Annotated in this window: 19 protein-coding genes and 2 pseudogenes; 9 read left to right on the forward strand and 12 right to left on the reverse strand. The window is 71.1% G+C overall.

Translation table 11 applies throughout. From position 1 onward, the window contains the following. Nucleotides 1–120: 120 nt before the first annotated feature. From ACNTMW_RS27935 to ACNTMW_RS27945, 3 genes are all read right to left on the reverse strand, one after another. Complete coding sequence (locus ACNTMW_RS27935) at nucleotides 121–501, reverse strand: hypothetical protein (protein ID WP_426636855.1); 381 nt, start codon at nucleotides 499–501, stop codon at nucleotides 121–123. A gap of 140 nt (nucleotides 502–641) precedes the next feature. Continuing rightward, entirely contained in the window at nucleotides 642–842 is a 201-nt protein-coding gene (locus ACNTMW_RS27940; RefSeq protein WP_426636856.1) for a DUF397 domain-containing protein, read from the reverse strand. After that, complete coding sequence (locus tag ACNTMW_RS27945; protein WP_426636858.1) at nucleotides 839–1,720, reverse strand: helix-turn-helix domain-containing protein; 882 nt, start codon at nucleotides 1,718–1,720, stop codon at nucleotides 839–841. Before ACNTMW_RS27945 ends, ACNTMW_RS27940 begins: the two co-directional genes overlap by 4 nt. Nucleotides 1,721–1,969: 249 nt before the next feature. Here ACNTMW_RS27945 and ACNTMW_RS27950 point away from each other — a divergent pair, with 249 nt between their 5' ends. Further along, nucleotides 1,970–2,131: a hypothetical protein gene (locus ACNTMW_RS27950; protein ID WP_426636860.1), complete on the forward strand. Its 162-nt coding sequence runs from the start codon at nucleotides 1,970–1,972 to the stop codon at nucleotides 2,129–2,131. Nucleotides 2,132–2,626: 495 nt separating this feature from the next. On the opposite strand, the gene ACNTMW_RS27955 is transcribed toward ACNTMW_RS27950, so the two are convergent. Together ACNTMW_RS27955 and ACNTMW_RS27960 are read right to left on the reverse strand one after the other, a co-directional pair. After that, the gene (locus ACNTMW_RS27955; protein ID WP_426636861.1) at nucleotides 2,627–2,992 is read right to left on the reverse strand and encodes a transcriptional regulator; all 366 of its coding nucleotides are present in this window, start codon (nucleotides 2,990–2,992) and stop codon (nucleotides 2,627–2,629) included. Then, a complete protein-coding gene (locus ACNTMW_RS27960) occupies nucleotides 2,989–3,684 on the reverse strand; it encodes a hypothetical protein (protein WP_426636862.1) in 696 nt (231 codons plus the stop codon). Before ACNTMW_RS27960 ends, ACNTMW_RS27955 begins: the two co-directional genes overlap by 4 nt. A 661-nt stretch (nucleotides 3,685–4,345) precedes the next feature. Between ACNTMW_RS27960 and ACNTMW_RS27965 the strand changes: the two are divergent. The 3 genes and pseudogenes from ACNTMW_RS27965 to ACNTMW_RS27975 all read left to right on the forward strand — a co-directional run. Continuing rightward, nucleotides 4,346–4,698, forward strand: a pseudogene (locus ACNTMW_RS27965) (transposase family protein); the annotation flags it as partial. Between the two features lie 644 nt (nucleotides 4,699–5,342). Further along, nucleotides 5,343–6,005, forward strand: coding sequence for a hypothetical protein (locus tag ACNTMW_RS27970; RefSeq protein WP_426636863.1), 663 nt, complete (start codon nucleotides 5,343–5,345; stop codon nucleotides 6,003–6,005). A gap of 41 nt (nucleotides 6,006–6,046) precedes the next feature. Next, nucleotides 6,047–6,781 (forward strand): hypothetical protein, encoded by a 735-nt coding sequence (locus ACNTMW_RS27975; RefSeq protein ID WP_426636864.1) that lies wholly within the window; start codon nucleotides 6,047–6,049, stop codon nucleotides 6,779–6,781. Between the two features lie 61 nt (nucleotides 6,782–6,842). Here the strand turns inward: ACNTMW_RS27975 and ACNTMW_RS27980 are convergent, their stop codons facing one another. Further along, nucleotides 6,843–7,238: a 5-formyltetrahydrofolate cyclo-ligase gene (locus ACNTMW_RS27980; protein ID WP_426636865.1), complete on the reverse strand. Its 396-nt coding sequence runs from the start codon at nucleotides 7,236–7,238 to the stop codon at nucleotides 6,843–6,845. Nucleotides 7,239–7,383: 145 nt separating this feature from the next. On the opposite strand from ACNTMW_RS27980, the pseudogene ACNTMW_RS27985 reads away from it, so the two are divergent. Continuing rightward, a pseudogene (locus tag ACNTMW_RS27985) lies at nucleotides 7,384–8,022 on the forward strand (transposase family protein). A gap of 49 nt (nucleotides 8,023–8,071) precedes the next feature. Here the strand turns inward: ACNTMW_RS27985 and ACNTMW_RS27990 are convergent. The 5 genes from ACNTMW_RS27990 to ACNTMW_RS28010 all read right to left on the reverse strand — a co-directional run bounded on the left by ACNTMW_RS27990 (nucleotide 8,072) and on the right by ACNTMW_RS28010 (nucleotide 14,590). Further along, on the reverse strand, nucleotides 8,072–9,019 hold the full coding sequence (locus ACNTMW_RS27990; protein ID WP_426636866.1) for a methyl-accepting chemotaxis protein: 948 nt from the start codon (nucleotides 9,017–9,019) through the stop codon (nucleotides 8,072–8,074). Next, a complete protein-coding gene (locus ACNTMW_RS27995) occupies nucleotides 9,016–9,561 on the reverse strand; it encodes a PAS domain-containing protein (protein WP_426636867.1) in 546 nt (181 codons plus the stop codon). Before ACNTMW_RS27995 ends, ACNTMW_RS27990 begins: the two co-directional genes overlap by 4 nt. A gap of 74 nt (nucleotides 9,562–9,635) precedes the next feature. Next, nucleotides 9,636–10,556: a carbohydrate kinase family protein gene (locus tag ACNTMW_RS28000; RefSeq protein ID WP_426636868.1), complete on the reverse strand. Its 921-nt coding sequence runs from the start codon at nucleotides 10,554–10,556 to the stop codon at nucleotides 9,636–9,638. 73 nt (nucleotides 10,557–10,629) lie between these two features. Then, on the reverse strand, nucleotides 10,630–12,564 hold the full coding sequence (locus ACNTMW_RS28005; protein ID WP_426636869.1) for a DUF1996 domain-containing protein: 1,935 nt from the start codon (nucleotides 12,562–12,564) through the stop codon (nucleotides 10,630–10,632). 355 nt (nucleotides 12,565–12,919) lie between these two features. Continuing rightward, nucleotides 12,920–14,590, reverse strand: coding sequence for an MFS transporter (locus ACNTMW_RS28010; RefSeq protein WP_426636871.1), 1,671 nt, complete (start codon nucleotides 14,588–14,590; stop codon nucleotides 12,920–12,922). 180 nt (nucleotides 14,591–14,770) lie between these two features. Between ACNTMW_RS28010 and ACNTMW_RS28015 the strand changes: the two genes are divergently transcribed. Next, on the forward strand, nucleotides 14,771–15,421 hold the full coding sequence (locus tag ACNTMW_RS28015) for an ATP-binding protein (RefSeq protein ID WP_426636873.1): 651 nt from the start codon (nucleotides 14,771–14,773) through the stop codon (nucleotides 15,419–15,421). 173 nt (nucleotides 15,422–15,594) lie between these two features. On the opposite strand, the gene ACNTMW_RS28020 is transcribed toward ACNTMW_RS28015, so the two are convergent. Beyond that, nucleotides 15,595–17,163: a S8 family serine peptidase gene (locus ACNTMW_RS28020; protein WP_426636874.1), complete on the reverse strand. Its 1,569-nt coding sequence runs from the start codon at nucleotides 17,161–17,163 to the stop codon at nucleotides 15,595–15,597. 271 nt (nucleotides 17,164–17,434) lie between these two features. Here ACNTMW_RS28020 and ACNTMW_RS28025 point away from each other — a divergent pair, with 271 nt between their 5' ends. The 3 genes from ACNTMW_RS28025 (at nucleotide 17,435) to ACNTMW_RS28035 (ending at nucleotide 22,930) form a co-directional block, all read left to right on the forward strand. Next, nucleotides 17,435–20,932: a diguanylate cyclase gene (locus ACNTMW_RS28025; RefSeq protein WP_426636875.1), complete on the forward strand. Its 3,498-nt coding sequence runs from the start codon at nucleotides 17,435–17,437 to the stop codon at nucleotides 20,930–20,932. Nucleotides 20,933–21,062: 130 nt separating this feature from the next. After that, complete coding sequence (ligD, locus tag ACNTMW_RS28030) at nucleotides 21,063–22,397, forward strand: non-homologous end-joining DNA ligase (protein ID WP_426636876.1); 1,335 nt, start codon at nucleotides 21,063–21,065, stop codon at nucleotides 22,395–22,397. A 29-nt stretch (nucleotides 22,398–22,426) separates the two neighbouring features. Beyond that, nucleotides 22,427–22,930 (forward strand): hemerythrin domain-containing protein, encoded by a 504-nt coding sequence (locus ACNTMW_RS28035; RefSeq protein WP_426636877.1) that lies wholly within the window; start codon nucleotides 22,427–22,429, stop codon nucleotides 22,928–22,930. Nucleotides 22,931–22,972 lie beyond the last annotated feature (42 nt).

Below are 22,972 nucleotides of genomic sequence, written 5' to 3' on the forward strand. Positions count from 1 at the left end.
GTACGGACGCCGCTGGGACGGCGACGACGGCGAATCGCCCGAGCCCAAACGGCCAGCCCGGCTCCTCACCGACCTGCCACCCATCCTGCCCTGGTGGGGACCACGCCAGCGAGGTTGAAATCAGCTCACGGTGACGGTCACGACCGAGCCGGCCTCGACCTCGGCGCCGAGCTTGTAGCTGTCGGCGTTGCCGTGGTCAGCCGGGTCGGCGGTGGCCCAGGAGAGCAGGCCCGGCCAGCGCAGCGGCCCGACCGCCAGGTCGTCGGCCGTCGGCCGCTCCCTGGTGTCGAGGTGGGCCTCGCCGCCGGTACACCGGACCTGCCGGGGACTGTCGGCGGAGCCGGTACCGGTAACGGGGTCGGCGGACGCGGTGCCGGCGGGTGACGAGGCAGGCGGCTTCACCGGCTTCGTCATTACCGGAGCGACGGAGTCCGGGTCCGCACCGCACCCGGCCAGCAGCGTGGCCGTGGCCGCGACGGCGAGGAGGTGCCAGGCGCACACGTGTTCCCCTCCTGTCCGCGCGGCCGGGGCACGGCCGGGCGGGCGCCGCTGCCGGCGACCCGCCCGGCCATCGCCCGGCAGTGATATCCGGCCACCGGTCTGCCCGGCTACCGGCCGTGCCCGGTGACCGAGTTGCCCGGCTACCGGTCGAACTCGCCGTGCTTGACGCCGGCCACGAACGCGGCCCACCCGGCCGGGGTGAACGTCAGGACCGGACCAGCCGGGTCCTTGGAGTCGCGTACCGCGACGACCCCGGCAAGGTTGTCGGCTACTTCCACGCAGTTGCCGCCGTTGTTGCTGCGGCTGCTCTTGCGCCATCGGGCGCGGGACAGGTCGGTCATCGCGATCCCCACTCCTTGGCTGCGGCTGCGATCAGCTTCGTTGATTGTTGCTCGGTCAGGCACGATCGGACGAGGCCGGTCCACACCCTTTCGTAAGCCGCGATCTCCTGGGGCCGGTCGAGGTAGAGGCCGCCGGTCAGACCGTCGCTGTACACCGTGGGCGGTTCGGGGTTCGCGCCTCCCGTGGGGAAGTCCAGGATTACAAACGAGCCGCCGGTCATGGCGGCATGGTGCAGGCCGGTGCTTAGCGGAAGCACGCGGATCGATACGTTGGACAGCTTGCCAACTTCGTTGAGGTGGCGGAGTTGGTCGGCGATCGCGGCGGGCCCGCCGACCGGGCGGCGGAGCACAGCCTCGTTCAGCACGAAATCCACCTGAGGTGCCGGCGGGCGCTTGCGGGTGAGCAGCGCCTGGCGTTCGAGCCGCACCGCCACGCCACGCTCGATGTCCACCTCGGACGTGGCTGGATCGATCCGGAAGACCTCGGTCGCGTACGCCTCGGTCTGGAGCAGTCCTGGGACCAACTCCGGCTCGTACTGCCGCAGCCGGGTCGCGGCGCTCTCCAGGCCGACGTACAGCTCGAACCACGCCGGGATCGCGTCGCCGTAGGAGTGCCACCACCCCTTGGCCTTGGTCTCCTTCGCCAGGCCGGTCAGGACCTGGGTTATCTCGGGGGAGGCTCCGTACACCTTGCACATGGCCTCGACGTCGAGCGCGCGCATCGAGGTCGCGCCGCTCTCGATCCGCCAGATCTTGGGGGCCGACCACTCCAGTTCCTCGGCCGCCGCCTTCACGGTGAGCTGCGCTTCCTCTCGCAGTTGTCGCAGGTAACGCCCGAGTTGTCGCCTCGGGACCGTCGAGCCGGGATCGATCGCCACCGGTACTCCTTCGTCGGTGATTACATACCGGGCGCGATTTACGCTCGATATGTAATTCGAGGGTCTGCGATTGCGCAACGAGATTAGGGCTCACGATTAAATCGAGTCAATTAATTCGTCCGATGATGTTGCATTCTTGAGTAATCGCCACCACGATGGATCGCACGGGACGTGACGGTCGGATGTTCCGGATCCCCACACCCCAAAAGGCCCGGCCGTCACGCCCCTCTCCACGCAGAGGAGAGGGCCATGGACGAGGCTGATATCGCGCGAATCAAATTCCTGCACCGGCCGAGTGTGCGTTGGATCGGAACCCGTGTGATCTTCGGATGTTCCTGCCGGTCCGAGGTCTATCCGTGTGAATTGCGCCGCGCCGCCGACGAGGCGGAGCAGGCGAGGAAAAGGAAATGAGTTCGCTTCACGTACCGGTACGCCCACTGTGGACGTGCGCCTGCTGCTGGGAGGCGTGGCCCTGCCACACCCGCCGGGCCCAACTGCTGGCCGAATTCGACGGTGCGCCGGTGTCACTGGGGTTACTGATGGGTGCGCATTTTGTGCAAGCATCCCAGGACCTTCCGGCGATGGCCGCCGGGGAATTGTACGCGCGGTTTCTGGGCTGGATCCGCCGGCCGCCCCGCCCCGGCAACCGGGGCCACTGGTGACCGGGCCGACAGTGACCGGGGCGCCGGTGCGCGGCCGCCCGTTCCTCTGGCTGGCCGTCCGCCGGTGTGCGGCGCGTTGGCCCGCCGAATCAGTGAGCCATTTTCACCGTGACGGTGCGGTCCGGTGGGTGGGGGGCAGCGTGAGTCGTGCCGGGGCCGCCCAGTCGCGGCCGGTGCCGAGCGGAATGGCGACCCCCGTGGCGGGCGTGGTGGTGAGCAGGTGTCGGCGGGTCGGTCGGGGTGGTCATCGATCCTCCGGGGTGTCGGTAGTCTCGATGGTTTCGACCCGTGTGATGAGCAGCTTCAGCCGCCGGATCTCGTTGGCCAGCGCGGTGGTGCCGGCGGCGGTGAGGGTGATCCAGGTCCGGCCGCGCCGGCCCTCGTACCCCTTCTCCACCTCGATGAGGCCGGCCTCCTCGAGCACGCTCAGGTGCTTGGAGAGGTTGCCGGCGGTCAGCTCCAGCTGGGTGCGCAGGTAGCCGAATTCGACCCGGCGGGCCTCGTGCGTGATGGTGAGGATGCCGAGCCGGACCCGCTGGTGCACCACCTCGTCCAGGCCGGTGACCGGGTGCGCGGCGTGGGGGTCCGGGGTGTCGGTCACGGCGGTCACCGGTGCCGCCGGCGGGCCGCCGCGAAGCCGACCGCGCCCATCAGCAGCACGGCGCCGATGATGAGTTGCGATATCACCATTCCCGCCCGGATTCCGAAATGCGGCGGCCCGAAGTTCATCGTAGGCAGCACCAGCAGCACCAACGCCAGGTAGCCGAGGGTGAACAGTAGCAGCGCGACGTTGCGCTCCAACCGGGCGAGCACCAGCAGCGCGACCCCGATCATGCCCTGCGGTGAGATCAGTTGGTTCAGCAGGAACCACCAGTACGGGTCAGGGTGTGGGTGGTCCGGCAGCGGGTGGCTCCGCAGGTACAGGTCCCCTGCCACGAACGCGGCGGTGAACACGACGGTCGTGGCGGCACCGGTGATCGCGTAAGGCAGCACGCGGGCGCCCAGCCCGCGTGCCCGGGCGGCCCGCACGTAGCAGACGGCGATGACCGCGTAGGCCGCCAGCAGCGCCGGGGGCCAGTAGTACAGCCCGGCCCGTTGCTTTACCTGGCAGCTGCCGTCGGGGTGGCAGTGCAGCTGCAGGCCGAACCAGCTGACCGGGATCGCCACGAGGGTCACCGCGGCCAGCACCAACAGCGCGACCCAGGTCACACGCTGATCGACGCGCACCCGGTGGGCGAGGGTGCGTGCGTCGGACAGCAGCCGGCGGGGGTCGTCGCCGGCAGGTACCGAATGAGTGCTCATGCCAATAGGTTTCCATAACAAACCAGTCGGCGCTAGTGCAGGATTCGCGGGACTCCTGAGTTGGCCGAGAGAGATGATCGCCCGCGCGCCCGGCGACCTGCGTCTTGTACTCCGGTTCGGGACCCACCTCGATTGGGTGGTTTCGATGCTCGCCCGGTTCGCGTCCGCCCGCGACGATGGCAGCATCGGCCGGTCTGGACGGGAGCCCGCCGATGCCGCCGATGTCGAAGGTCGACCTGTTCGCGGCAATCCGACGGGACTCCCGCAGCCACGCACTACCGGACCGATGGCCCAGCCAAGCTCGAACCCGCCCTTCTGACCCCCGGGCGACACCGTCGACCCACCTCCAGGCGGGACCCAAACTCGGCGACATTGATCAAGCGGAAGCGCCCGATCCGGGCCCCGAAGTCACGCACATTTGGGACCCGTTGTCACGAACGAAGCCAGGCAAGGGATCGACGTGAAACGAGGCTCCCGGTAAGACAGCGATCGACCAAGGCCCGACGCCTCAACCGGGAGCCTCGTTGCTGTCCTACATTGCCGCGATTGCGCTGCTGCCCTCGCCGTGCCACCGCGATCGTGTAGGCCATCCTCGTCCTGCACCACCTCGAAGCCGATCGCTACCCACGATGAAAATGGCTCAGTAGCCGGTCTCCGTATCTCCCCGGCGCTGCCCGGCGCCACCCACGACCTGACCGCCGCCCGCACCACGGCATCGTCGACGCCCTGGCCGACGCCAACGTCATGACGTTCGCGGACAAGGGATACCAGGGTGCCGGCGGCACGGTCCGCACCCCGTTCAAACGCCACCACCAGCGTGCGCGCCTGTCGCGACGGCAGAAGGCCGTAAACCGGACCCACGCCAAGATCCGGGCCATCGGGGAGCGCGCCATCGCCACCGTCAAGGGCTGGAAGCTACTGGCCAAGCTGCACTGCTGTCCGCAGCGCGCCACCGCCCTGCTCGCGGCGACCCTCGTCCTTCAACTCCTGGAGGAGCAGCGCCAATCAGGCTGAAAACAGCCCCGTGTCGACGACCTGACCGAGGTGATCATCGCGTGGGCCGAGGCCTGGAATCGCGACCCGAAGCCGTTCGTCTGTACGGCCTCCGCGGACGACATCATCGCCAAGGTCCAACGAGGACGTGACAAACTCCACCAGGCCAAATCAGCGACGGAATACCAGCGCGATGCGCCTCCAGGCGACCGACGAACTCTTCGGCACGGCAGCGCGGTCCAAGCATCGGGGCGGGTCACGACCGGTTGACCGGTAGACGCCGGAATGTTGCCGCGTACCGATGGACGCTCCGCTCGCGGCGCCTGTCAAGGTGTCATAGCCGACATCAAGCCAACCGGCCGTGGGGCCGGTCTGGCCGCAGCAGGATGTCCCGGCAGTTGGTCGTGCCGAAGCGCGGGTTGCAGCCCGTCCGTGGTGCTGGTCAGCGACGGCGCCGAGTGGCTGGCTGTCACTCGCCATCCGGACAATCTCTAGAGTGAATTTGTGTCAACTAATTCGTCATTCGTGACATATATCACAATCGATCGCATTGACCGAAGTCTTCTTCGGTAAATAGATTGGTCGAGTTAAATATTAGGTAGGCAACTCGACGAAGGGGCTCAGGTCAGGTGTCTGCGAAGCACAAGGCTCGTGTAATGGGCGCAATGCGCAGGGCTCTAGTGGCGGTTGCTGTATTCAGCATGGCGTTCGCGGTTAATGCGAAGGCCGCGGCTGGATCAGTAGATGGTGCGGAAGAAACTCTACGGTGGGTGTCGGTGGAGGAGTACGGTGCCGCCACTGGGCTCTCCTTGGAGGCCATTCGGTCGATGCCTTCAGCGAGTCTTCCGGATCGTTTCCATATCGAGCTATCCAATGGAACATTCACAGAGTCGTTGTCGAAGGAGAGTCCGATTCCCGGCGGGGAAGCGGCAGGCCCAACTCCGCAAGACACCGGGACCCCCGGCGTTAATTGGTGGGGAATTGTTTGGGGTGGCAATGACTGGAATGGAACCTACGTCCCCATCCGGTTGGGAACCGATTCGTGGGGATACCAGCACTATTACATGAGGCACAACCTCTACTCCACCGAGCCATTTAAAGCCGCTCTTAGGTCCCATGGGCCGGACGCTCAGGGCAACTACACGGCCGTGCTGGTGGACAACGCGCTGATGATCCGCGAAACGGTCGTGTTCGGAGTGCAACTGGCCACGCGAACGAGCGACGGTGCCTACACGACCCCGGACGGTAAGTACATCGGAGTGATCACGGGCTACTGTAAGGGCAAAAATGTGTGTCCCGACGCGGTCAACCGTGTCCCCGTGCCATAATGCGATCAAGGCAAGCAATTTCCGCTAGGGGGTAGGGCGGCATGAACCTGGAGGATTGCGATCATGTGTACGGCTTCTTGCTGGGAAGCCTGCTGCCTTTCGTGGTAGCTCCTCCAGGTTCAGTCCCTAGACTCAGGGGAGTTGTTCGAGTAGATGCTGAACGTGCCCGAGTAGCGTTGTCTGATGATGCGAGCATGGCATCGGGTGTATCCGCTGAGTTTGCGTTGCCTGAGTTATTTCGTGACGGCAGCCTTCGCGATGTTGACCTAGCCATTGCCTACGTCTTTTCTGAGATTGCGCAGAGTCTGCGCCAAATTTCGCAGAATCCATTGCTCCGAAAAGACAGTCATGCAAATGTAGTTTGCGCGGTTTCGGCTTCTGAGCTGATCGGGGCATCTGCTGAGGTTCCTCCTAATCAAGACTTATTCCGCCTGCTCGCCCAGCTGTATGGCGGTCCGGCGTTGCCTCAGTTCAGGGAGGTATACAAATTTTCGGGATTCATGCTGAGGGGCCCTAATCGATGTCGCATTTACGTTCAGGCGTCGAGCGCAAGAACGTCGTATGGCCTTGATATTCCCCTCACGAGGAGCAGTGGTGAGTCCATCTTCGGGGTGGCGGCAGGCTTTGTGCAAGAGCTAGCGTCTAAGCTGCACACCGATGGTCAATTGTTTGATCCAATCATCAATCAGCCTGATGACTATTGTAATCGGGTCTATGACCTGACGAGCTGGATCAACCCACCTCGGATGGGCTTTCCACTTCCGCCTACCATGTGACTGGGGCCAATTTTGAAGGGCCTTGCAGGGTGTCACGGAGTGCTGCGGTGGGGTGGCAGCCTCATCCCGTCATGTTCAGCCCTGCAAGCGCGGGAATCGATGCGATCTTTTCTTTCGTCAGGTGTCCGATGACGATGCCGCCAGGCCGTCTCGGCGGCTGGCACTCGATCGCCTCGTCAGGTGTGACGATCAAATCGACGCTGAAGTCGTGTTCGGTCTCGGGTGGGTCGTCATCGACGACTTGGAGTTGGTGCTCGGTCGCGACGATCGTGGTGCCCGGGCCGATCAGACCGGCCTCGGTGAGCAATGTGACCTCAATGCCGGAGTACCCGGCGCCCTTACCTATACGTACGCCGTGGCGGTTGGCGGCCACGCTGCCGCAGGCGATCAGGTCAACGGGCTGCATCTCGTCGACCCAGATGGTCCGCGCGCTGTCGGCGGTGAGCGCCGCCGCCACATGGAAGTACTTGAATTGCTTTCAACCTGGGCTAGGCAGTTGCAGGCCAGACAGATCGATGGGCGTGTTGGTCCCTGAATGCGGACGAAGCTCTTGGTAGATGACGTGGTCGACCAAGGCTCATGTCGTCTGCCCGAGGAGCTTCGTGCTGACCTATCCTGCCACGATTCCGCTGTCGTGCCGTAGCCTGACCCACCTGGCCGAGCTGCTGCGCGCCCACCGCGCCCGCCGCGGCACCCAATACCGGCGCCTCAACCCCGGCCGGCAGGCCCTGCTGGTGCTGGCCCATCTGCGCAACGGCGACACTCCGGCCCGGCTGGCCGCCGGCTTCGCCGTCAGCCCCACCACCGCCTGGCGCTACATCCGCGAGGCCGTCGAGCCGCTTGCCGCGTCCGCACCCACCCTCACCCACAGGCCATGCCCGGCATCGCCCGGCTGGCGTACGCGATCGTCGACGGCACCCTGGTCCGCACCGACCGGCTGTCCGGGGCGGCCGACCGGCGCCACTACGCCGGCAAACACTACTGCCACGGCGTCGACGCCCAGGTCATCGCTGACCCGGCCGGCCGGCTGCACTGGATCTCCCCGGCGCTGCCTGTCGCGACGGCAGAAGGCCGTCAACCGGACCCACGCCAAGATCCGGGCCATCGGGGAGCGCGCCATCGCCACCGTCAAGGGCTGGAAGCTACTGGCCAAGCTGCACTGCTGTCCGCAGCGCGCCACCGCCCTGCTCGCGGCGACCCTCGTCCTTCAACTCCTGGAGGAGCAGCGCCAATCAGGCTGAAAACAGCTCCGTGGAGCCCCGACGGTGCGGAGCCCCGACGGAGCGGAATCTACTGGCGCAGGACGGTGAGGAACCGGCCGGCGGCCGCCTGGAGCGCCTCGGCCATCTGCGACAGGCCGTCGTCCGCGCCGCGCCGCCCCTCGGCCGCCGAGGTGATGCCGTCGACCATGGTTTCGACGCCGCGCATCGACTCGAGCACCGTGTCGATCGCGCCGACCACCTCGTCGGTCTGGTTCCGGATACCGGCGACCTTCTGGCTGATCTCGTCGGTCGCCCCGGCGGTCTTGTCGGCCAACTGCTTGACCTCGTTCGCCACGATCGCGAACCCGCGCCCCGCCTCGCCGGCCCGAGCGGCCTCGATCGTCGCGTTCAGCGCGAGGAGCCGGGTCTGTGCCGCCACACTGTTGATCAGTTGGACGATCTGCTCGATCTGCGCCGACGACTCGCTGAGCTGGCGGATCACGTCGGCCGAGCGGTCGGCCGCGACGACCGTGGAGCGGGTCGACTCCGCGAGGCTGCCCGCGGAGGCGCTCAACTCGGTGGCGGCGGAGGCGACGTGTTCCGACATCGACATGACGACCGACTCGAACTCGTCGGCCAGCGCCCGCCGCTGGTCGGCGGCCTCGTTCAGGTCATCGGCGCTCTGCCGGACGGCGATCCGGGCCTTCTCGATGGTCGCCGCGCCCCGCCGGAACGCGCCGCGCATGCCGCGCAGCAGGAAGCGGCGGTAGTAGCGACCCTCGCTCGCCGCGCCCAGCGAGACCGTCGACTCCCGGACGTAGGCGTCGGTCAGGTCGAGCATCCGGTTGAGGCCCTGCCGGGCCCGGGCGATCTCCGGTACGGCGTCCTCCCCGGCGAGTTGGGGGACGCGGACCTCCAGGTCGCCGACGGCCACGTGGTCGCAGAACTCGGCGATCGCCCGCAGCGCCTCGCGGTACACCTCGACGTCGTCGGCCTTGGCCGCGGGGCGCCGGCCGCCTCTCGGCAGTGCGCTCACAGGGTCACCTCTTCGGGTTCGAGCGACCAGACGAACTCGCCGTAGGAGGACGCGTTCGCCATCACGATCTCGTTGAGCAGGGCCGTCGACGCGGCGATCGCGTCGGCCGGACGCTCGTGGCGCCGCTCCTCGGCCAGCATCTGCTGGTAGACGGGTTGGATCCGGGCGAGCGCGGCGTGGTTCGCGGTACGCCGGTTGGAGTGGTACCCGATGATCTGCCCCTGCGAGGAGAAGGTCGGCGTGACGTGGGCGAGCACCCAGTAGTGGGCGCCGTCGCCGGCCAGGTTGACCACGTAGGCGAACAGCTCCTCGCCGGCCTGGATGGTGTCCCACAGCAGCTTGAACACGCCGCGCGGCATGTCCGGGTGGCGGATGACGTTGTGCGGCTGGCCGAGGATCTCCTCCTCGGTGTAGGCGGACACCCGCAGGAACACGTCGTTGACGTAGGTCAACCGGCCCTTCACGTCGGTCTTACTGACGATCACCTCGTCGTCGGAGAATGTGCGTTCGATCCCCGTAGGGCGCACCGAAGCCTGCCGCACGCGTACCCCTTGCCTCGTCGGTCGTACACGGGGTTATCGACCGGTGCGGCCGGTACCTGAGGCGTCCGGGGCCGCTACCCGCGGGCGAGCAGTTCCTCGACCTCGTCCTGGGTGGGTGGCTGGGCGCCCTTACGGGTGCAGACCAGCGCCGCCGCGGCGACCGCGAACCGCAGCGCCGGTACGAGATGGTCGGCGTCGAACGGGCCGGACGGCAGCCGGTGCAGGAACGCGGCCGTGAACGTGTCCCCGGCGCCGACGGTGTCGACGACGTCCACCTCGATCCCCGGTACCCGTACCGGGGCGTGCCCGCGCGGCACCGCGACCGCGCCGTCGGCGCCCTCGGTGACCAGGACCAGCGCCAGGTCGTGCCGGTCCAGCCAGTCCCGGACCACCACCAGCGGGTCCCGCCCGGGGTACAGCCACCGCAGGTCGTCGTCGCTGGCCTTGACGACGTGGGCGACGTCGAGCCAGGCCTCGACGTGCCGGCGGTAGGCGTCCCGGTCGGGCAGCAGGGCCGACCGTACGTTGACGTCGTAGGTCACCATCGTCTCGTCCCGGTGCGCCGCCGCCCATGCGTGCAGCACGTCCGCGCCGGGCGGCAGGACGGTGGCCAGCGAGCCCACGTGCAGCCCCTGCGTACCGGCCGGCAGGCGGTCGGGCAGCTCGTCGGGCGACCACTGCCAGTCGGCGGTACCGCTGACGTAGAACTGGTAGTCGGCGACCCCCTGCTCGTCGAACCCGACGACCGCGAGGGTGGTCGGCTCGCTGGCCGCGACGGCGAGGTGCAGGTCGACGCCGCTGTCGGCCAGGTACGCCCGCAGTTGCCGGCCGAAGCCGTCGCCGGACAGCCGGCAGGCCAGTGCGGCGGGGGTGCCCAGCCGGGCCAGGGCCACCGCCGTGTTGGCCGGGCCGCCCCCGTACGCCGCGTGCCAGGTCGTCGCCGCGGACCCGGCGGGTACGAGGTCGATGAGGGCCTCACCGCACACCACGATCATCTGGATCCCCCGTCGATCCGGCCGGTGCGGGCGCCCGCCGGTCGGTCCCGTACGGGCGCCCGCCGGTCAGCCTCTAGCGCAGGCGCCGTCGCCGCACCATCATGCCGATCCAGCCGATCAGCGCCGCGAGTAGGGTCCCGTTGAGGATGTACAGCGCGATGCGGTTGGTGCCGGTCAGCAGGCCCTCCTGCCCGGCCGCCCGGTCCACGCCCGGCGGCGGCGTGCCCGGTGCGCCGGTCGCGCCGGCCAGGCCCGGTATCGCCCCTGGCGCGCCGGCCACCCCGGCGACCTCGGTCGCACCGGGCGCCGCGCCCGGTGCCGCGCCGGCTCCGTCGGTCGTGCCGGCTCCGTCGGCCGTGGCGGGCAGCGGCGGCTCGGCCGGCTGCTGCTGCTGGGTGTCACCCCCCGGGGCGCTCGCGGCGGGGTTCTCGGCGCCGGCCGCCGGCGCGGTGTCGGGCGCCGCGGTCGCGCCCGGTGCGGCCGCCGCCGACGGTGCCGCGGCACCCGCACTCGGCGCCGCGGGTTGGCCGGTGCCGGCGGCCGCCGTCCGGTCCGCCCGCACGGCCGGCGGGGCCTGCTGGATCTGCTGGCCCGGTGCCGCCGGCGGGGCCGGGGTCTGGGTGCGCGGGGCGCTGGTGTGCGAGTGCCCGGCGGCGCCCGTCGACGCGGCCGGCTGCTGCGGTGCCGACCGGGTCGCGGAGGCGGTCGCCGAGGCCACCTGCGACGGGCTCGGCTCGGCGCCGAGCGCCCCGTCGGCGTCACACTCGTGGGCGGTGTTGATGCAGTGCACGGCCGACTTCATCAGCGCGTCCGGCATGAGGTTGATGAAGTCCGCGTGGTCGGTGAGCGGGTTGTGCTTCTGCTCGGGGAAGGTGTCCAGCGAGATCACCGACCGGGCCGGTACGTCGTAGGTGAGGACCATCCGTAGCTGCGGTACGGCGACCGTCTTCTCCCAGCAGGAGCCGTCGTTCTTGGGGAAGACGATGTGCGACCGGTGGTTGGGGCTGTCGGTGTTCTTGCCGTCCCAGCAACTCGGGAAGTCGAGGATGCGCTGCACCTGGCTGCCCTGCGGGCAGACCGGGTACCTGGTGGTGAGCCGGTTGTCGAAACCGGTGCAGGTCCAGGCGGCGCGGGCGTTGGTCGGTCCGTTGGTACCCGCCTTGGCGTCACCGGTGATCACGCGCAGGAACCGGGGCATCGCCCGTACCTTGGTCTTGGCGTTGCCGCGGAACTCCAGCCGGACCGAGGCGGGGCGCAGGATCGTGCCGATGTTGCCGTCGGCGCTGCCGCCGGGCTGGTCGGCGCCGGCCTTGTGGTCGGTGTCGGACTTGTGGCTCGGGTCGGTCTTCTGGTCGGTGTCGACCTTCGCGCGCGTCCGGAGCACCGGCCAGAAGTACGCCGACTGGTCGTTGCCCTTGCAGGTGGTACCCGCGGCGGCGAGGCTCCCGTCGGTCGAGAAACCGTCGGTGGACACGTTGCCGACGTAGTCGTGGATGTGGTGCGCGCCGTTGGTCACGCCCGGCGCCACGATGAAGTTGTCGGAGTTGTAGTGGTTGTTCTCGTTACGGCCGCACACCGAGACGAAGGTGCCACGCGAGGCGTCCCGCCCGGGTGACGCGTCCCGCACCTTCGCGGGTACGTCGTTGATCGAGACGAAGTCGCTGGCGAACGGGCCGCCCTGGTCGCCGTGCGGGCACGCCGCGCCGGCGGACGCCGAGGGGGCGGCGGACGGGGCCGATGTGGACGTGGCCTGGCCGGCCGACGTGGACGGTGACGCGGTGGCCGGCCGGGTCCCCGCCGACGCCGTCGCCTTCGGTACGTCGCAGACGCCCGGCGCCTGGTCGTTGGGCAGCTGCGCCATGATGGCCAGGATGTCGGGGTCGTCGCTCTCCGTCGCCACCGCGGCCCGGATACCGGCGGCGAAACCCGCCGCCAGCACGACGCCCATGGCGATCCCCAGGAAGCGTTTGCGCTTCGACCGGGCCCGGATCGCCGCTCGCCTCGCCATTCGCTCCACGTACGTGTCACCTCGCTCGTCGGGCGCGCCGCTACGTCCGTCAGGTGCCGGTGGGCCTGGTGAGGATGCCGGTCAGGCCGACCCGGGAGCCGGTCAGGCCGACCCGGGAGACGGCGCGGCGCGCGCTTCGTCGCGTAGTATTCCGCTCTCCCGATGCCGGGGAAACCTGGTCCGAGGGGCGCGGCCCACCCCTGTGACGGCGCGTCCACCCAGCTCAGGATGGGTGTCGATGGCCCGCTGCCCGGCCGCGTCACCGGTTACCTTGCGGTAATCACAAGGAACAATTAAGGCAGACTTGAATTTCCCATGATCATGCAGACCGCCTGGGCACGACCCCACCGATCCTTCATGATCGTGGATTTGGTGCGGGGACGGGGAACGCCGGCTCCCGCAGGGTGCGCAGGCGGGTACCGGCGACCGGGTCGTACTCCAGGCGCAGGGCCGTGTCCGCCGCCAGGCGGACGGTGAGCGCCTCGGCCGTCGGGCCGGGGTCCGGAGCGGGTACCACCGCCACCACCAGTGCCCCCTCGTCGAGCAGGTCGGCCAACAGGGCGCACTCGGTCGCGCCGACGTCCGGATGGGCGTCGAGGAAGACCGCGGTGACCGTGAACCGGGGCAGGCGGGCACGCAGCGCGTCCATCAGTGCCGGCGGGCCGAGCGGGCCGTCCGCGTCGTGGCCGTACACGATCACCAGTTCGTGGTGGGCGGCCAGGTCGGCCAGGGTCGCCACGGCGTCGGCCGGGGCCTGCGCCGCCGCGACCGCGGGTACGGCCACCACCGTGGTCGCGGTCGTGTCGAGATCGGCCGGCAGCGGGGGAGTCGGCGGGTAGGCCAGCGCACGCCCGATCTGGTCCCGGCGCAGGCGCAGGTGCAGCGCCGTGGTGAACGCCACGTTCGCCAGCAGCATGAAACCGATCGTGTACGAGCCGTCCAGCGCGTTCACGAGGACCAGGACCAGCGGCGGTACCAGACCGGCCAGGCTGCCGGCGGCGCCGATCACGCCGGTGACCAGGCCCGCCTGGCTGCGGGGTACGGTGCGGCCGACGAGGTCGCACAGCGCGCCGCCGGCCGTACCGAGCCCGACCGCCATACCCAGCAGGATCAGTCCCGCCACCGGCAGCGCGGGCTGGAACGCCAGCATGACGCCGAAGCAGCCGGTACCGGCGAAGCAGACGGTGAGCACCGCGGCCGCGTCACGTCGCGCGGCGAGCCGACCGCCGACCGGCCGGGCCAGCGCCGCCGCCAGGACGAGCACCGCCGTCTCCAGCGTCGCCCGGGTCCAGTCCAGCCGGTACTGCCGGTGCAGGTACTCCGGCAGGTACAGGACCATCGCCAGCAGGCTGCCGGCCGTGATGGCGTACAGCGCCACCCAGTACCTGGTCGTGCTCAGCCGCAGCGTCGTCGCGAGATCCCCGGCGAGCGACCGGTCCGGCCGGCGGGGCGGGGTGTCCCGGACGAGCACCGCCGCGACCACGGCGTACGCCGCCGGTGCCGCCGCGAGCAGCAGGAGGACGGTACGCAGACCGAGCAGACCGGTCAGCGGGCCGACCAGCGCCGCGCCCACCGCGGCGCCGCCGATACCGGCGCCGAAGACGCTCAGGCTGAAGCCGCGCCGGACGGGCCGGTCCCACCGCGCCACCATCGCGGCGCCCACGGTGAACGCGGCGATCCCGACGCCCAGCGTGCCGCAGGCCAGCGCGGCAGCCGGGCCGGTGCGGGTCAGCGCGAGGGTCACTACCGAACCGGCGGAAACGACGCTCACCAGCGGAAACGTCAGACGGGCACCGTAGGAGTCGGTGAGCGCGCCGATCGGTACGCAGACCAGCGCGCAGACCACGAGCGGCGCCGCGACCACCGCGGCCCGGGCCGTGCCGTTCAGGTCGTGGTACCAGGGCAGAAAGTGCGGGGCCACACCGACCAGCGCCCACGCCGCCGAGTTGACCGTGTACCCGACGACGGCCAACAACAACGTCGGCGCGCCCCGGCTCTGGCGGGCGGGGGCCGGGCTGACCGTCATCGGATCACCTCGCTGCGAGCGCCAGGCCGGCAGATTTATGGTGCTGAACGTCTTCACAGACTACGAAGCGCCGCTCCGCGCCGCGACACGTGGTGATCTTCGCCTCGATCGCGGCGTTGCCTGTACCGCTTTCGAGGGGTTCCCCTGCCCGGCGGCGCTGACGCCGACAACACTGTATCCGTGACCGACCATCTACCCGCGGTGGCGGCCGCCGAGGCGGGGCGCGACCGGTGGCTCGAAGGACGCCGCCAGCGGCTCCACACCGCCCGGGAGTGGCTGCTGTCCGGGGGGAGCGCACTGCTGTTCGGCCCCGCGGGCGTGGGCAAGTCGGCAGCGCTCGATCTGGTCACCGCGGCGGCCACCCGGTCGCGGGTCCTGCGCTTCGACGCCTACCGGCCGGAGCCGGGCCGGCCGTCGGTCACCCGGCGCGCGGCCGACCGCCCGTACGCGGCCCTGGCCGCTCTGTTCGGCGCGGTCGGGCCGGCCGACCTGGCGCCGCTGCCGGCCTCCCGCCGGGACGTGCTCGGCGCCCTGATGGCCGGGGACGCCGAGGCGCTCCCACCCGCCGCGGTACGGCTGGCGGTCCTGAACCTGGTCCGGTTCCTGGCCCGGTCGCGCCCGCTGCTGCTGGCCGTCGACGACCTCCAGGGCGTCGACCCGGCGAGCGCGGACGTCCTGCGGTTCGTGTCGACCCGGGTGGACGACGTACCGGTGCAGTTGGCGGCGACGGAGCGGGTCGCGCCGGGCGCGCTGCCGGTATGCCGCGGCCTGTGCCCGTCGCCGCTGCTGGTGGTACGCCTGGAACCGGTCGATGCCGGCGAGCGTGGGTGAGCTGAGATCGATCCGGGTCATGGGACGGCTCGGTCGCCGAACCCGGCTGGCCGCCCACAGGGGTCGTCAGCCACGCCCCCGGTTGTGAGGAGGGCACCCCTCTACCCGGATAGCTAGTAAGAGGGGCGCCCTCGTCAGGCGGTACCCGCCGTCTCGTGACGGCGGGTACCGACCTACCTCCAGTACCCGCCCGACCAGCGGTCGCCGGACCAGTAGGTGCCCGACCAGTACGTGCCGGACCAGTACGTGCCCGACCAGTACGTGCCGGTCCAGTAGTGGGTGTCCCACTCGTCGTCGGCCCACTTCGCCGAACCGCCCCACGGGCTGCCCGACCAGGTGGCCGGCGCCCACGTCCGGGACGCCCAGGAGGTGCCGGTCCAGCCGTCGCCGGCCATCCGGTGGTCCATCCAGACGCCGCCCTTCCAGGCGGTACCCGCGCTGGTGCGCTGCGCCCAGACGGCCGCGTTGAACGGGCCGAACAGGTCGACCTCGCCCAGCAGCGGCACGCCGTTGCGGGACACGTGGACGGTGCCGCGGCCCAGTTCCAGCGAACCGACCCCGAACCCGGCGAGGTAGTTCTGGGTCGCCGCCGGCGTCGGCTTGGCCAGGGCAGCCCCGAGGTTGAGCTCACCCAGCCGCATCGACGTGGCCTTGCCCACTGTCAGCGGCGTCGCGGACGATTTGAGCAGCGCCTTGACCTGGTCCGGCGTGAGGTTCGGGCGCTGCTGGAGCAGCAGCGCCACCGCCCCGGACACGACCGCGGTCGCCTGCGACGAGCCGGTGCCCCGGAACAGCCGGTCGCCGACCCGGGCGATCGGGAACGTCTTGTCGATCGACGAGCCCGGGTCGCGCAGCGACACGATCGACTCGCCGGGTGCGAGCAGGTCGACGTTGCGCGAGGTCGAGACCGAGCTGAACAGCGACAGCTCGTCGTCGGCGTAGCCCGCCGTCCCCTTGGTCGACGCCGACCCCACCGACAGCACGAACGGGTCGTACGCCGGGTTGGTGAGCCTGCTCGACAGGAGGCCGGTGTTGCCGCCCGACACGACCACGACGATCCCGTGCCGCCAGGCATTCTCGAGCGCGTACGACAGTGGGTCGATCGAGGCCGGCTGGGTGCTGTTCGACCCGTACGCGAGGTTGATCACCCGGATCGGGTTCGCCGGGTCGTCGTTGCGGTGCGCGACGACCCAGTCCACCGCGGCGATCATCTGCGACACGTCGACGGCGCCCTGCGCCGTACCGACCTTGACCGAGGTCAGCTTCGCCCCGGGGGCGAGGCCCCGGAACCCGGCCGCCGGGTCGTTGCCCATGATGATGCCGGCCATGTGCGTACCGTGGCCGAAGGTGTCCAGGTAGCGCACGGTCGAGCCCTGCGACTCGAAGGACAGGTCCGGCCCGTTGACCACCTGGGTCGCCGGCAGGCCCGGCACCTGGACGACGCCGGTGTCGATGAGCGCGACGCCGACCCCGCTGCCGTCCGCGCCGGCCGGCGCGCCGATCATCGTGGCGATGTCGCTCACCTTGGTCGCGGTGGCGGTGCTCGACCAGTCGGACGCCTGCCACAGGCCGCCCTCGAACGACGCTGACGGCGGGTGCGCCGTCGACGCCGCGCCGGCCGCGTAGGCGACCGGTGGTGTCCACAGCGCACCCGGCACCGCCGGTCCGGCAACGACGGCGAACGCGCCGATCGTGGCCAGCCAGCGGACCGGGCGTCGCTGCCTCGTTCCGTCTCGTGACACCGGATCTCCTTCCGTGGGTACCCGGAACCCGTGGGGGCTGGTGTCTAGACGATCGAGCACTTGCTACTGAATGTCACCGTCCTGCAACCGAAAATGACCGACCTGAGGACACAAGGGGCCGGGTCGGTGTACACCGATGACCCGACACCGGCCGGCATCCGCGCGGAGACGGCAGGCGGATCACACGTGACGTACGTCCGATCAGCCTCAGATGTGGCGGGCCGCTGCCGATTCGCGAGGTCATGACGCCACGGTCGGTAGGCACGGAGTCGTGACGCACGACAGGGATCACGATCTCACCCGCCTGGTCACCGACCCGGTGACCGGGGCGTACCCGCGTGCCCTGTTGCAGCCGCGGCTGGACGAGGAACTGGCCCGGGCCACCCGTACCGGACGCTCCTGCGCGGTCTTCCTGTTCGACGTCGACTTCTTCAAGACCGTCAACGACGCGTACGGCCACCTGCGCGGTGACGAGGTGCTCCGGCAGCTCGCGGAGCGGGTCCGGGCCGCGGTCCGCGCCGGCGACGCGCTCTTCCGGTACGGCGGGGACGAGTTCGTCCTCGTCCTGCCCGACACCGACCGGTCCGAGGCGATCCGGCTGGCGCTGCGGCTCACCGAGGAGGTCCGCGCCGCCGAGTTCGCCGGGCGGCCGCCGCTGCACCTGTCGATCAGCCTCGGCGTGGCGAGCTACCCGGAGGACGCCGACGACGCCGTCTCCCTGCTCGCCCACGCCGACCGGCGCAACTACCTGGCCAAACGGCGGGGCCGGGGCGGCGCGGTCGCTGACGACGCCGACACCGGCGTACGTGCGGTCTCCTCCCGGATGTGGGAGCGCGACGCGCCGATGGCCGCCGCCCAGGATTTCCTGACCCGGCTGCTGACCGAGCGGCGGGGGGCGCTGCGGGTCACCGGTGAGCCCGGCGCCGGCCACACCCGGTTCCTGTCCGAGGTCGCCACGGTGGCCCGGCTGCGCGGGTTCACCATCGTCACGCTGCCGTCCGGCGAGGCGGCGCTCGACGTGCCGTCCGGCGAGGCGGCGCTCGACGTGCCGTCCGGCGAGCCCGTCCTCGTCGTCAGTGACCGGGAGACCGGCCGGTACGCCACCGACACCGTCGCGCGCCTCCTGTCGGCCGCCCGGCCGCCCACCTCGCTCGGCCTCGTGTACGCCGACGCCGGTACCGGTCCGACCGCCGGCAGCCTGCCGGTGCTGGCCACCGTGGAGCTGGCGCCGTGGTCACCGGCCGCGCTGCGCGTCTTCCTGCGCCACACGTTGCGGGGCGAGCCCACCCGCACCCTGGTGACCTGGCTGGCCGGGCACAGCGGCGGCCTGCCGGCCCGCGCGGTGAGCGAGCTGGACCGGCTGCGGCGCCGCGACGGCCTCGTCGCGACCGCCAGCGGTGGCTGGACGGTGTCCCCGTCGCTGCTCGGCCGGCCACACCGACGCGGCCGGCTGCCCGTACCGATGACCCCGCTGGTGGGGCGGCAGCGCGAGCGGGCCCGGGTCACCGAGCTGCTGTCCGCCGGCCGCCTGGTGACCCTCGTCGGACCGGGCGGCATCGGCAAGACCCGACTGTCGCTGGCCGTGGCAGCCGACGTCACGGAGTCCTACGAGGACGGCGCGGTGTTCGTGCCGCTCGCCGACACCACCGGCGCCGACCTGGTCCTCGCCGCCGTCGCGACGGCCCTGGAGGTCGCCGAGGTACCCGGCGAGCCCCTGCTCGACACCGTCACCGGGTACCTCGCCGAGGCCGCCCTGCTGCTCGTCCTGGACAACTTCGAACAGGTGCTGGACGCCGCCGGGGTGGTCAGCGACCTGCTGGCGGCGGCCCCCGGCGTCAGCGTCCTGATCACCAGCCGTGCGCGGCTGTCGCTGTACGGCGAGCAGGTGTACCAGGTACCGCCGCTACCGCTGCCCGAGCCCGACGCGCGCGGCGGTACCGGCGGCGTGGCGCGGGCACTGCGGGACTCGCCCGCGGTCGCCCTGTTCGACCAGCGGGCCCGCGCCGTCGCCGAGTTCACGCTCACCCCGGCGAACCTGCCGGCGGTGGTGGCGCTGTGCCGGCGCCTCGACGGCCTGCCGCTGGCGATCGAACTTGCCGCCGCGCGTACCGACCGGCTCGGGCCGGAGGAGCTGCTGGCGCACCTCGCCCAGCACCTCGACGCGCTCGGCGAGGGCCCGCGCGACCTGCCGGCCCGGCAGCAGACCCTGCGCGGCGCGATCGACTGGAGCTTCGCGCTGCTCGACGCGGACAGTCAGCGCCTGTTCACCCGCCTCGCGGTGTTCGCCGGCGGATGGACCGTCGAGGCGGCCCTCGACGTCTGCGCCGCAGCCGACGAGGAGGCACCCGACGAGGAGGCACCCGACGATGGCACGGCCGGGGACGACGCGGCCGGGGTCGACGCGGCCGGGGTCGACGCGGCCGGGGTCGATGCGGCCGGGGTCGACGCGGCCGGGGTCGACGCGGCCGGGGACGACGCGGCGGCGGCCCGCGACCGGTTCGCCGCGCGGCTGGCCGCCCTCGCCGACAAGAGCCTGGTCGTCGCCGAACCCGCCCCCGGCGGCACCCGGTACCGGATGCTGGAGACGATCCGGGCGTACGCGGCCGACCGACTCGCCGCCGACCCGGGCGCCGGTGCGGTACGGGCCCGGCACGCCGTGTCCTACGCCGCGCTCGCCGAGCGGTCGGCGGTCGCGCTGACCGGTCCCGAGCAGGCCGCCTGGGCGGGGCTGCTGGACCGCGAATACCAGAACCTGCGGGCCGCGTTCGCCACCGGTGACGGGTGCGTCGCCGCCCGGCTGTGCCTGGGCCTGTGGCGGTACTGGCGTGGTGGCAACCACATCGGGGAGGGGCGCGACTGGCTCGACCGGGTCCTCGCCGACGGGCACGCGCTGACCGACACGGTCGCCGCGCAGTTGCTGTACGCCGCCGCTGTGCTGGCCGCCGGGCAGGACGACCACGAACGGGCGTACCGGCTCGCTGTCGACGGCCTGCGCCGGGCCGAGGCCGGCGGCGACCGGCCGACCATCGCCCAGGCGCACAACGCGCTCGGTATGGCCGCGATCGGCTCCGGCCGGTACGCGCTGGCCACCGAGCACCTGCGGGAGAGTCTGGCGATCTGGCGGGAACTGGACGCCGCGCCCGGCATGGCCATCGCGCTGGGCAACCTCACCCGGGCCGCGCTGCGCTCGGGCGACGTCACCGCCGCGGACGGGTACGCCCAGCAGTGCCTGGAACTGGAGCGCGCCGCCGGCAACACCCGGGGTATCGTGCTCGGCCTCGCCTGCCTCGGCGAGATTCTGCTGGCCAAGGGGGACGTGCCGGGCGCGCGGGCCGTCCTGGAGGAGAGCCTGGGCCTCAGCCGTACCCTTGGCGACCTGTTCGGCGAGGCGACCGTGCTGCACCAGCTCGGCAACGCCGCCCGCGCCGGCGGCGACGCGGACGAGGCGCTGGGCCTGTTCGCCGGGGCGCTGGTCCGCCGGCACGAGATCGGCGACCGCGAGGATCTGGCCGCCTCCCTCGACAGCGTCGCCGGCCTGATCGCCGACCGGGAACCGGCGCTGGCCGCGCACCTGCTCGGCGCCGCCGACGGGGTACGTGACCGGCACCGGCTGCCGGCGCCCACCGGCGGCGACCGGGAAGCGGCCCGCGACGCGGTCCGGGACCGGCTGGGGGACGCGGCGTTCACCTCGGCGTGGGCGGCCGGCCGGGCGGCGCCGATCCGGATGATCGTCGACCAGGTGCTCGACCTGGTCCCGGTCGCCACCTGAGGTCCGCCGCCGTCATGATCGTCACAACTTCCCGGAAACAGTGGTCTCCGGGCGGGGCTGAGACCACAACTTCCCGGAAGTTGTGACGATCATGGTGACCGCTCGCGGGGCGGCGGCCGTAGGGTCGGGTATGGCCAGCCGTACGGAACTCCTGGATGTCGCCGGCCGGGAGGTGGCCGTCACCAACCCCGACAAGGTCTTCTTCCCGCGGACCGGCCACACCAAGCTCGACCTGGTCCGGTACTACCTGGCGGTGGCGGACGGGGCGCTCCGCGGGGTCGCCGACCGGCCGATGGCGCTCAAGCGGTACGTCAACGGCGTCGAGGGCGAAGCGTTCTACCAGAAGCGGGCGCCTCGTACCCGTCCGGAGTGGATCGAGACCGTCACGCTGCGCTTCCCCTCCGGCCGCACCGCCGAGGAGATCGTGGTCCGTGACGCCGCCCAGCTCGCCTGGGTGGTCAACCTGGGCTGCGTCGACCTGCATCCGCACCCGGTACGCGTCAGCGATCTCGGCCACCCCGACGAGCTGCGGGTCGACCTCGACCCGGTACCCGGGGTCGGCTGGGACGACGTGCGGCGGGTCGCCCTGGTGGCCCGCGAGACCCTCGCCGACGTCGGCCTGACCGGCTGGCCGAAGACCTCCGGTTCGCGTGGCATGCACGTGTACTGCCGGATCCAGCCGCGCTGGACCTTCGCCGAGGTGCGCCGCGTGGCGGTCGCACTGGCCCGCGAGATCGAGCGCCGGGTACCCGACCTGGCGACGAGCCGGTGGTGGAAGGAGGAACGGCACGGCGTGTTCGTCGACTACAACCAGAACGCCAAGGACCGTACGACGGCGTCCGCGTACTCCGTGCGGCCCACCCCGGACGGCCGGGTCTCGACCCCGCTGCGCTGGGCGGAGGTACCCGACTGCACGCCCGAGGCGTTCACCGTCGACACCGTGCCGCAGCGGTACGCGCGCCTGGGTGACCCGTGGGCCGGCATCGACGACGCGGCCGGCTCGCTCGACGCGCTGCTGGCGCTCGCCGACGCGCACGAGCGGGCCGGGTTGGGGGACGAGCCCCGACCGGCGGACCGGAGTGCCGGACCGTCCGCGCCGGGGCGGCGCCGGTCCAGCATGCCGCTGATCGAGATCGCCCGGGCGGCCGGCAAGGAGGAGGCGCTCGCCGGCCTGGAGCGCTGGAAGGCCCGCCACCCGCAGGTCTGGGCGCGGCTCGCCCCCGCCGACGTCCTGGTGGACTCGATGCGGGGGCGGAGCAGCACCTGGACCCGGATCCGGCTCAACCTGCGCAACGTGCCGGAGGTCGAACGGCCGCCGCAGGAGCGGCTGGAGGTCGACTTCGATCCGTGGGGCGGCCGGGCCGCGGCGGCGAAGACGAACCGGCCGGACCACGGGGACGAAGACGAACCGGCCGGACCGCGGGGTGAATCGGCCGGATCGCGGGGTGAACCGGCCGGCGAATAGGAACCGGCCGTTCGTGGTAGGTACCGGGCATGAATGACATCACCGCGCTCATCCTCGATGACCACCACGCGTTCCGGCGCGGCTTCGCCCGCCTCGACGACGCCAAGGACGACCGGGAGTTGGCGGCGATCTGGAACCAGCTCGGCACGCACCTGGAGATCCACGCCGAGGCGGAGGAGGCGATCCTCTACCCGCACCTGCTCAAGCGCGGTGAGCCGGGCGAGGCCAAGGAGGAGACCGAGGACGCGATCCGCGACCACAACAAGATCCGCGACGCGGTCGTCGAGTCCCGGCGGCACCGGGTCGGCAGCGACGAGTGGTGGAAGGCGGTGTGGCAGGCCCGCACCGAGAACAGCGAGCACCTCGCCGAGGAGGAGGACGAGGCGCTGCCGGACTTCCGCAAGCACGCCAGTCTCGAACTGCGCGCCGAGCTGGCCCGCAGGTGGCTCGTCTTCTACGGCGAGCACCCCTGCGCCATGGGGCTCAAGGTCCAGGACAAGGACCCCGAGACGTACATCGAGGCGAACGAGTGAGCTGACCGACGCGAGCCGGTGCCGCGGTCGCCGGAGGCCTGG

Origin of the sequence: Planosporangium spinosum, from assembly GCF_049999945.1 — a bacterium.
GTDB classification, from domain to species: domain Bacteria; phylum Actinomycetota; class Actinomycetes; order Mycobacteriales; family Micromonosporaceae; genus Planosporangium; species Planosporangium spinosum.

Bases quoted from the DNA above. Each gene is read 5' to 3' on its own strand.
- ACNTMW_RS27940 (WP_426636856.1), bottom strand. From the start codon at position 842: ATGACCGACCTGTCCCGCGCCCGATGGCGCAAGAGCAGCCGCAGCAAC.
- ACNTMW_RS28000 (WP_426636868.1), bottom strand. From the start codon at position 10,556: ATGATCGTGGTGTGCGGTGAGGCCCTCATCGACCTCGTACCCGCCGGG.
- ACNTMW_RS28010 (WP_426636871.1), bottom strand. From the start codon at position 14,590: ATGACGGTCAGCCCGGCCCCCGCCCGCCAGAGCCGGGGCGCGCCGACG.
- ACNTMW_RS27970 (WP_426636863.1), top strand. From the start codon at position 5,343: ATGCGCAGGGCTCTAGTGGCGGTTGCTGTATTCAGCATGGCGTTCGCG.
- ACNTMW_RS27960 (WP_426636862.1), bottom strand. From the start codon at position 3,684: ATGAGCACTCATTCGGTACCTGCCGGCGACGACCCCCGCCGGCTGCTG.
- ACNTMW_RS27975 (WP_426636864.1), top strand. From the start codon at position 6,047: ATGAACCTGGAGGATTGCGATCATGTGTACGGCTTCTTGCTGGGAAGC.
- ACNTMW_RS28005 (WP_426636869.1), bottom strand. From the start codon at position 12,564: ATGGCGAGGCGAGCGGCGATCCGGGCCCGGTCGAAGCGCAAACGCTTC.
- ACNTMW_RS27950 (WP_426636860.1), top strand. From the start codon at position 1,970: ATGGACGAGGCTGATATCGCGCGAATCAAATTCCTGCACCGGCCGAGT.
- ACNTMW_RS28035 (WP_426636877.1), top strand. From the start codon at position 22,427: ATGAATGACATCACCGCGCTCATCCTCGATGACCACCACGCGTTCCGG.
- ligD (WP_426636876.1), top strand. From the start codon at position 21,063: ATGGCCAGCCGTACGGAACTCCTGGATGTCGCCGGCCGGGAGGTGGCC.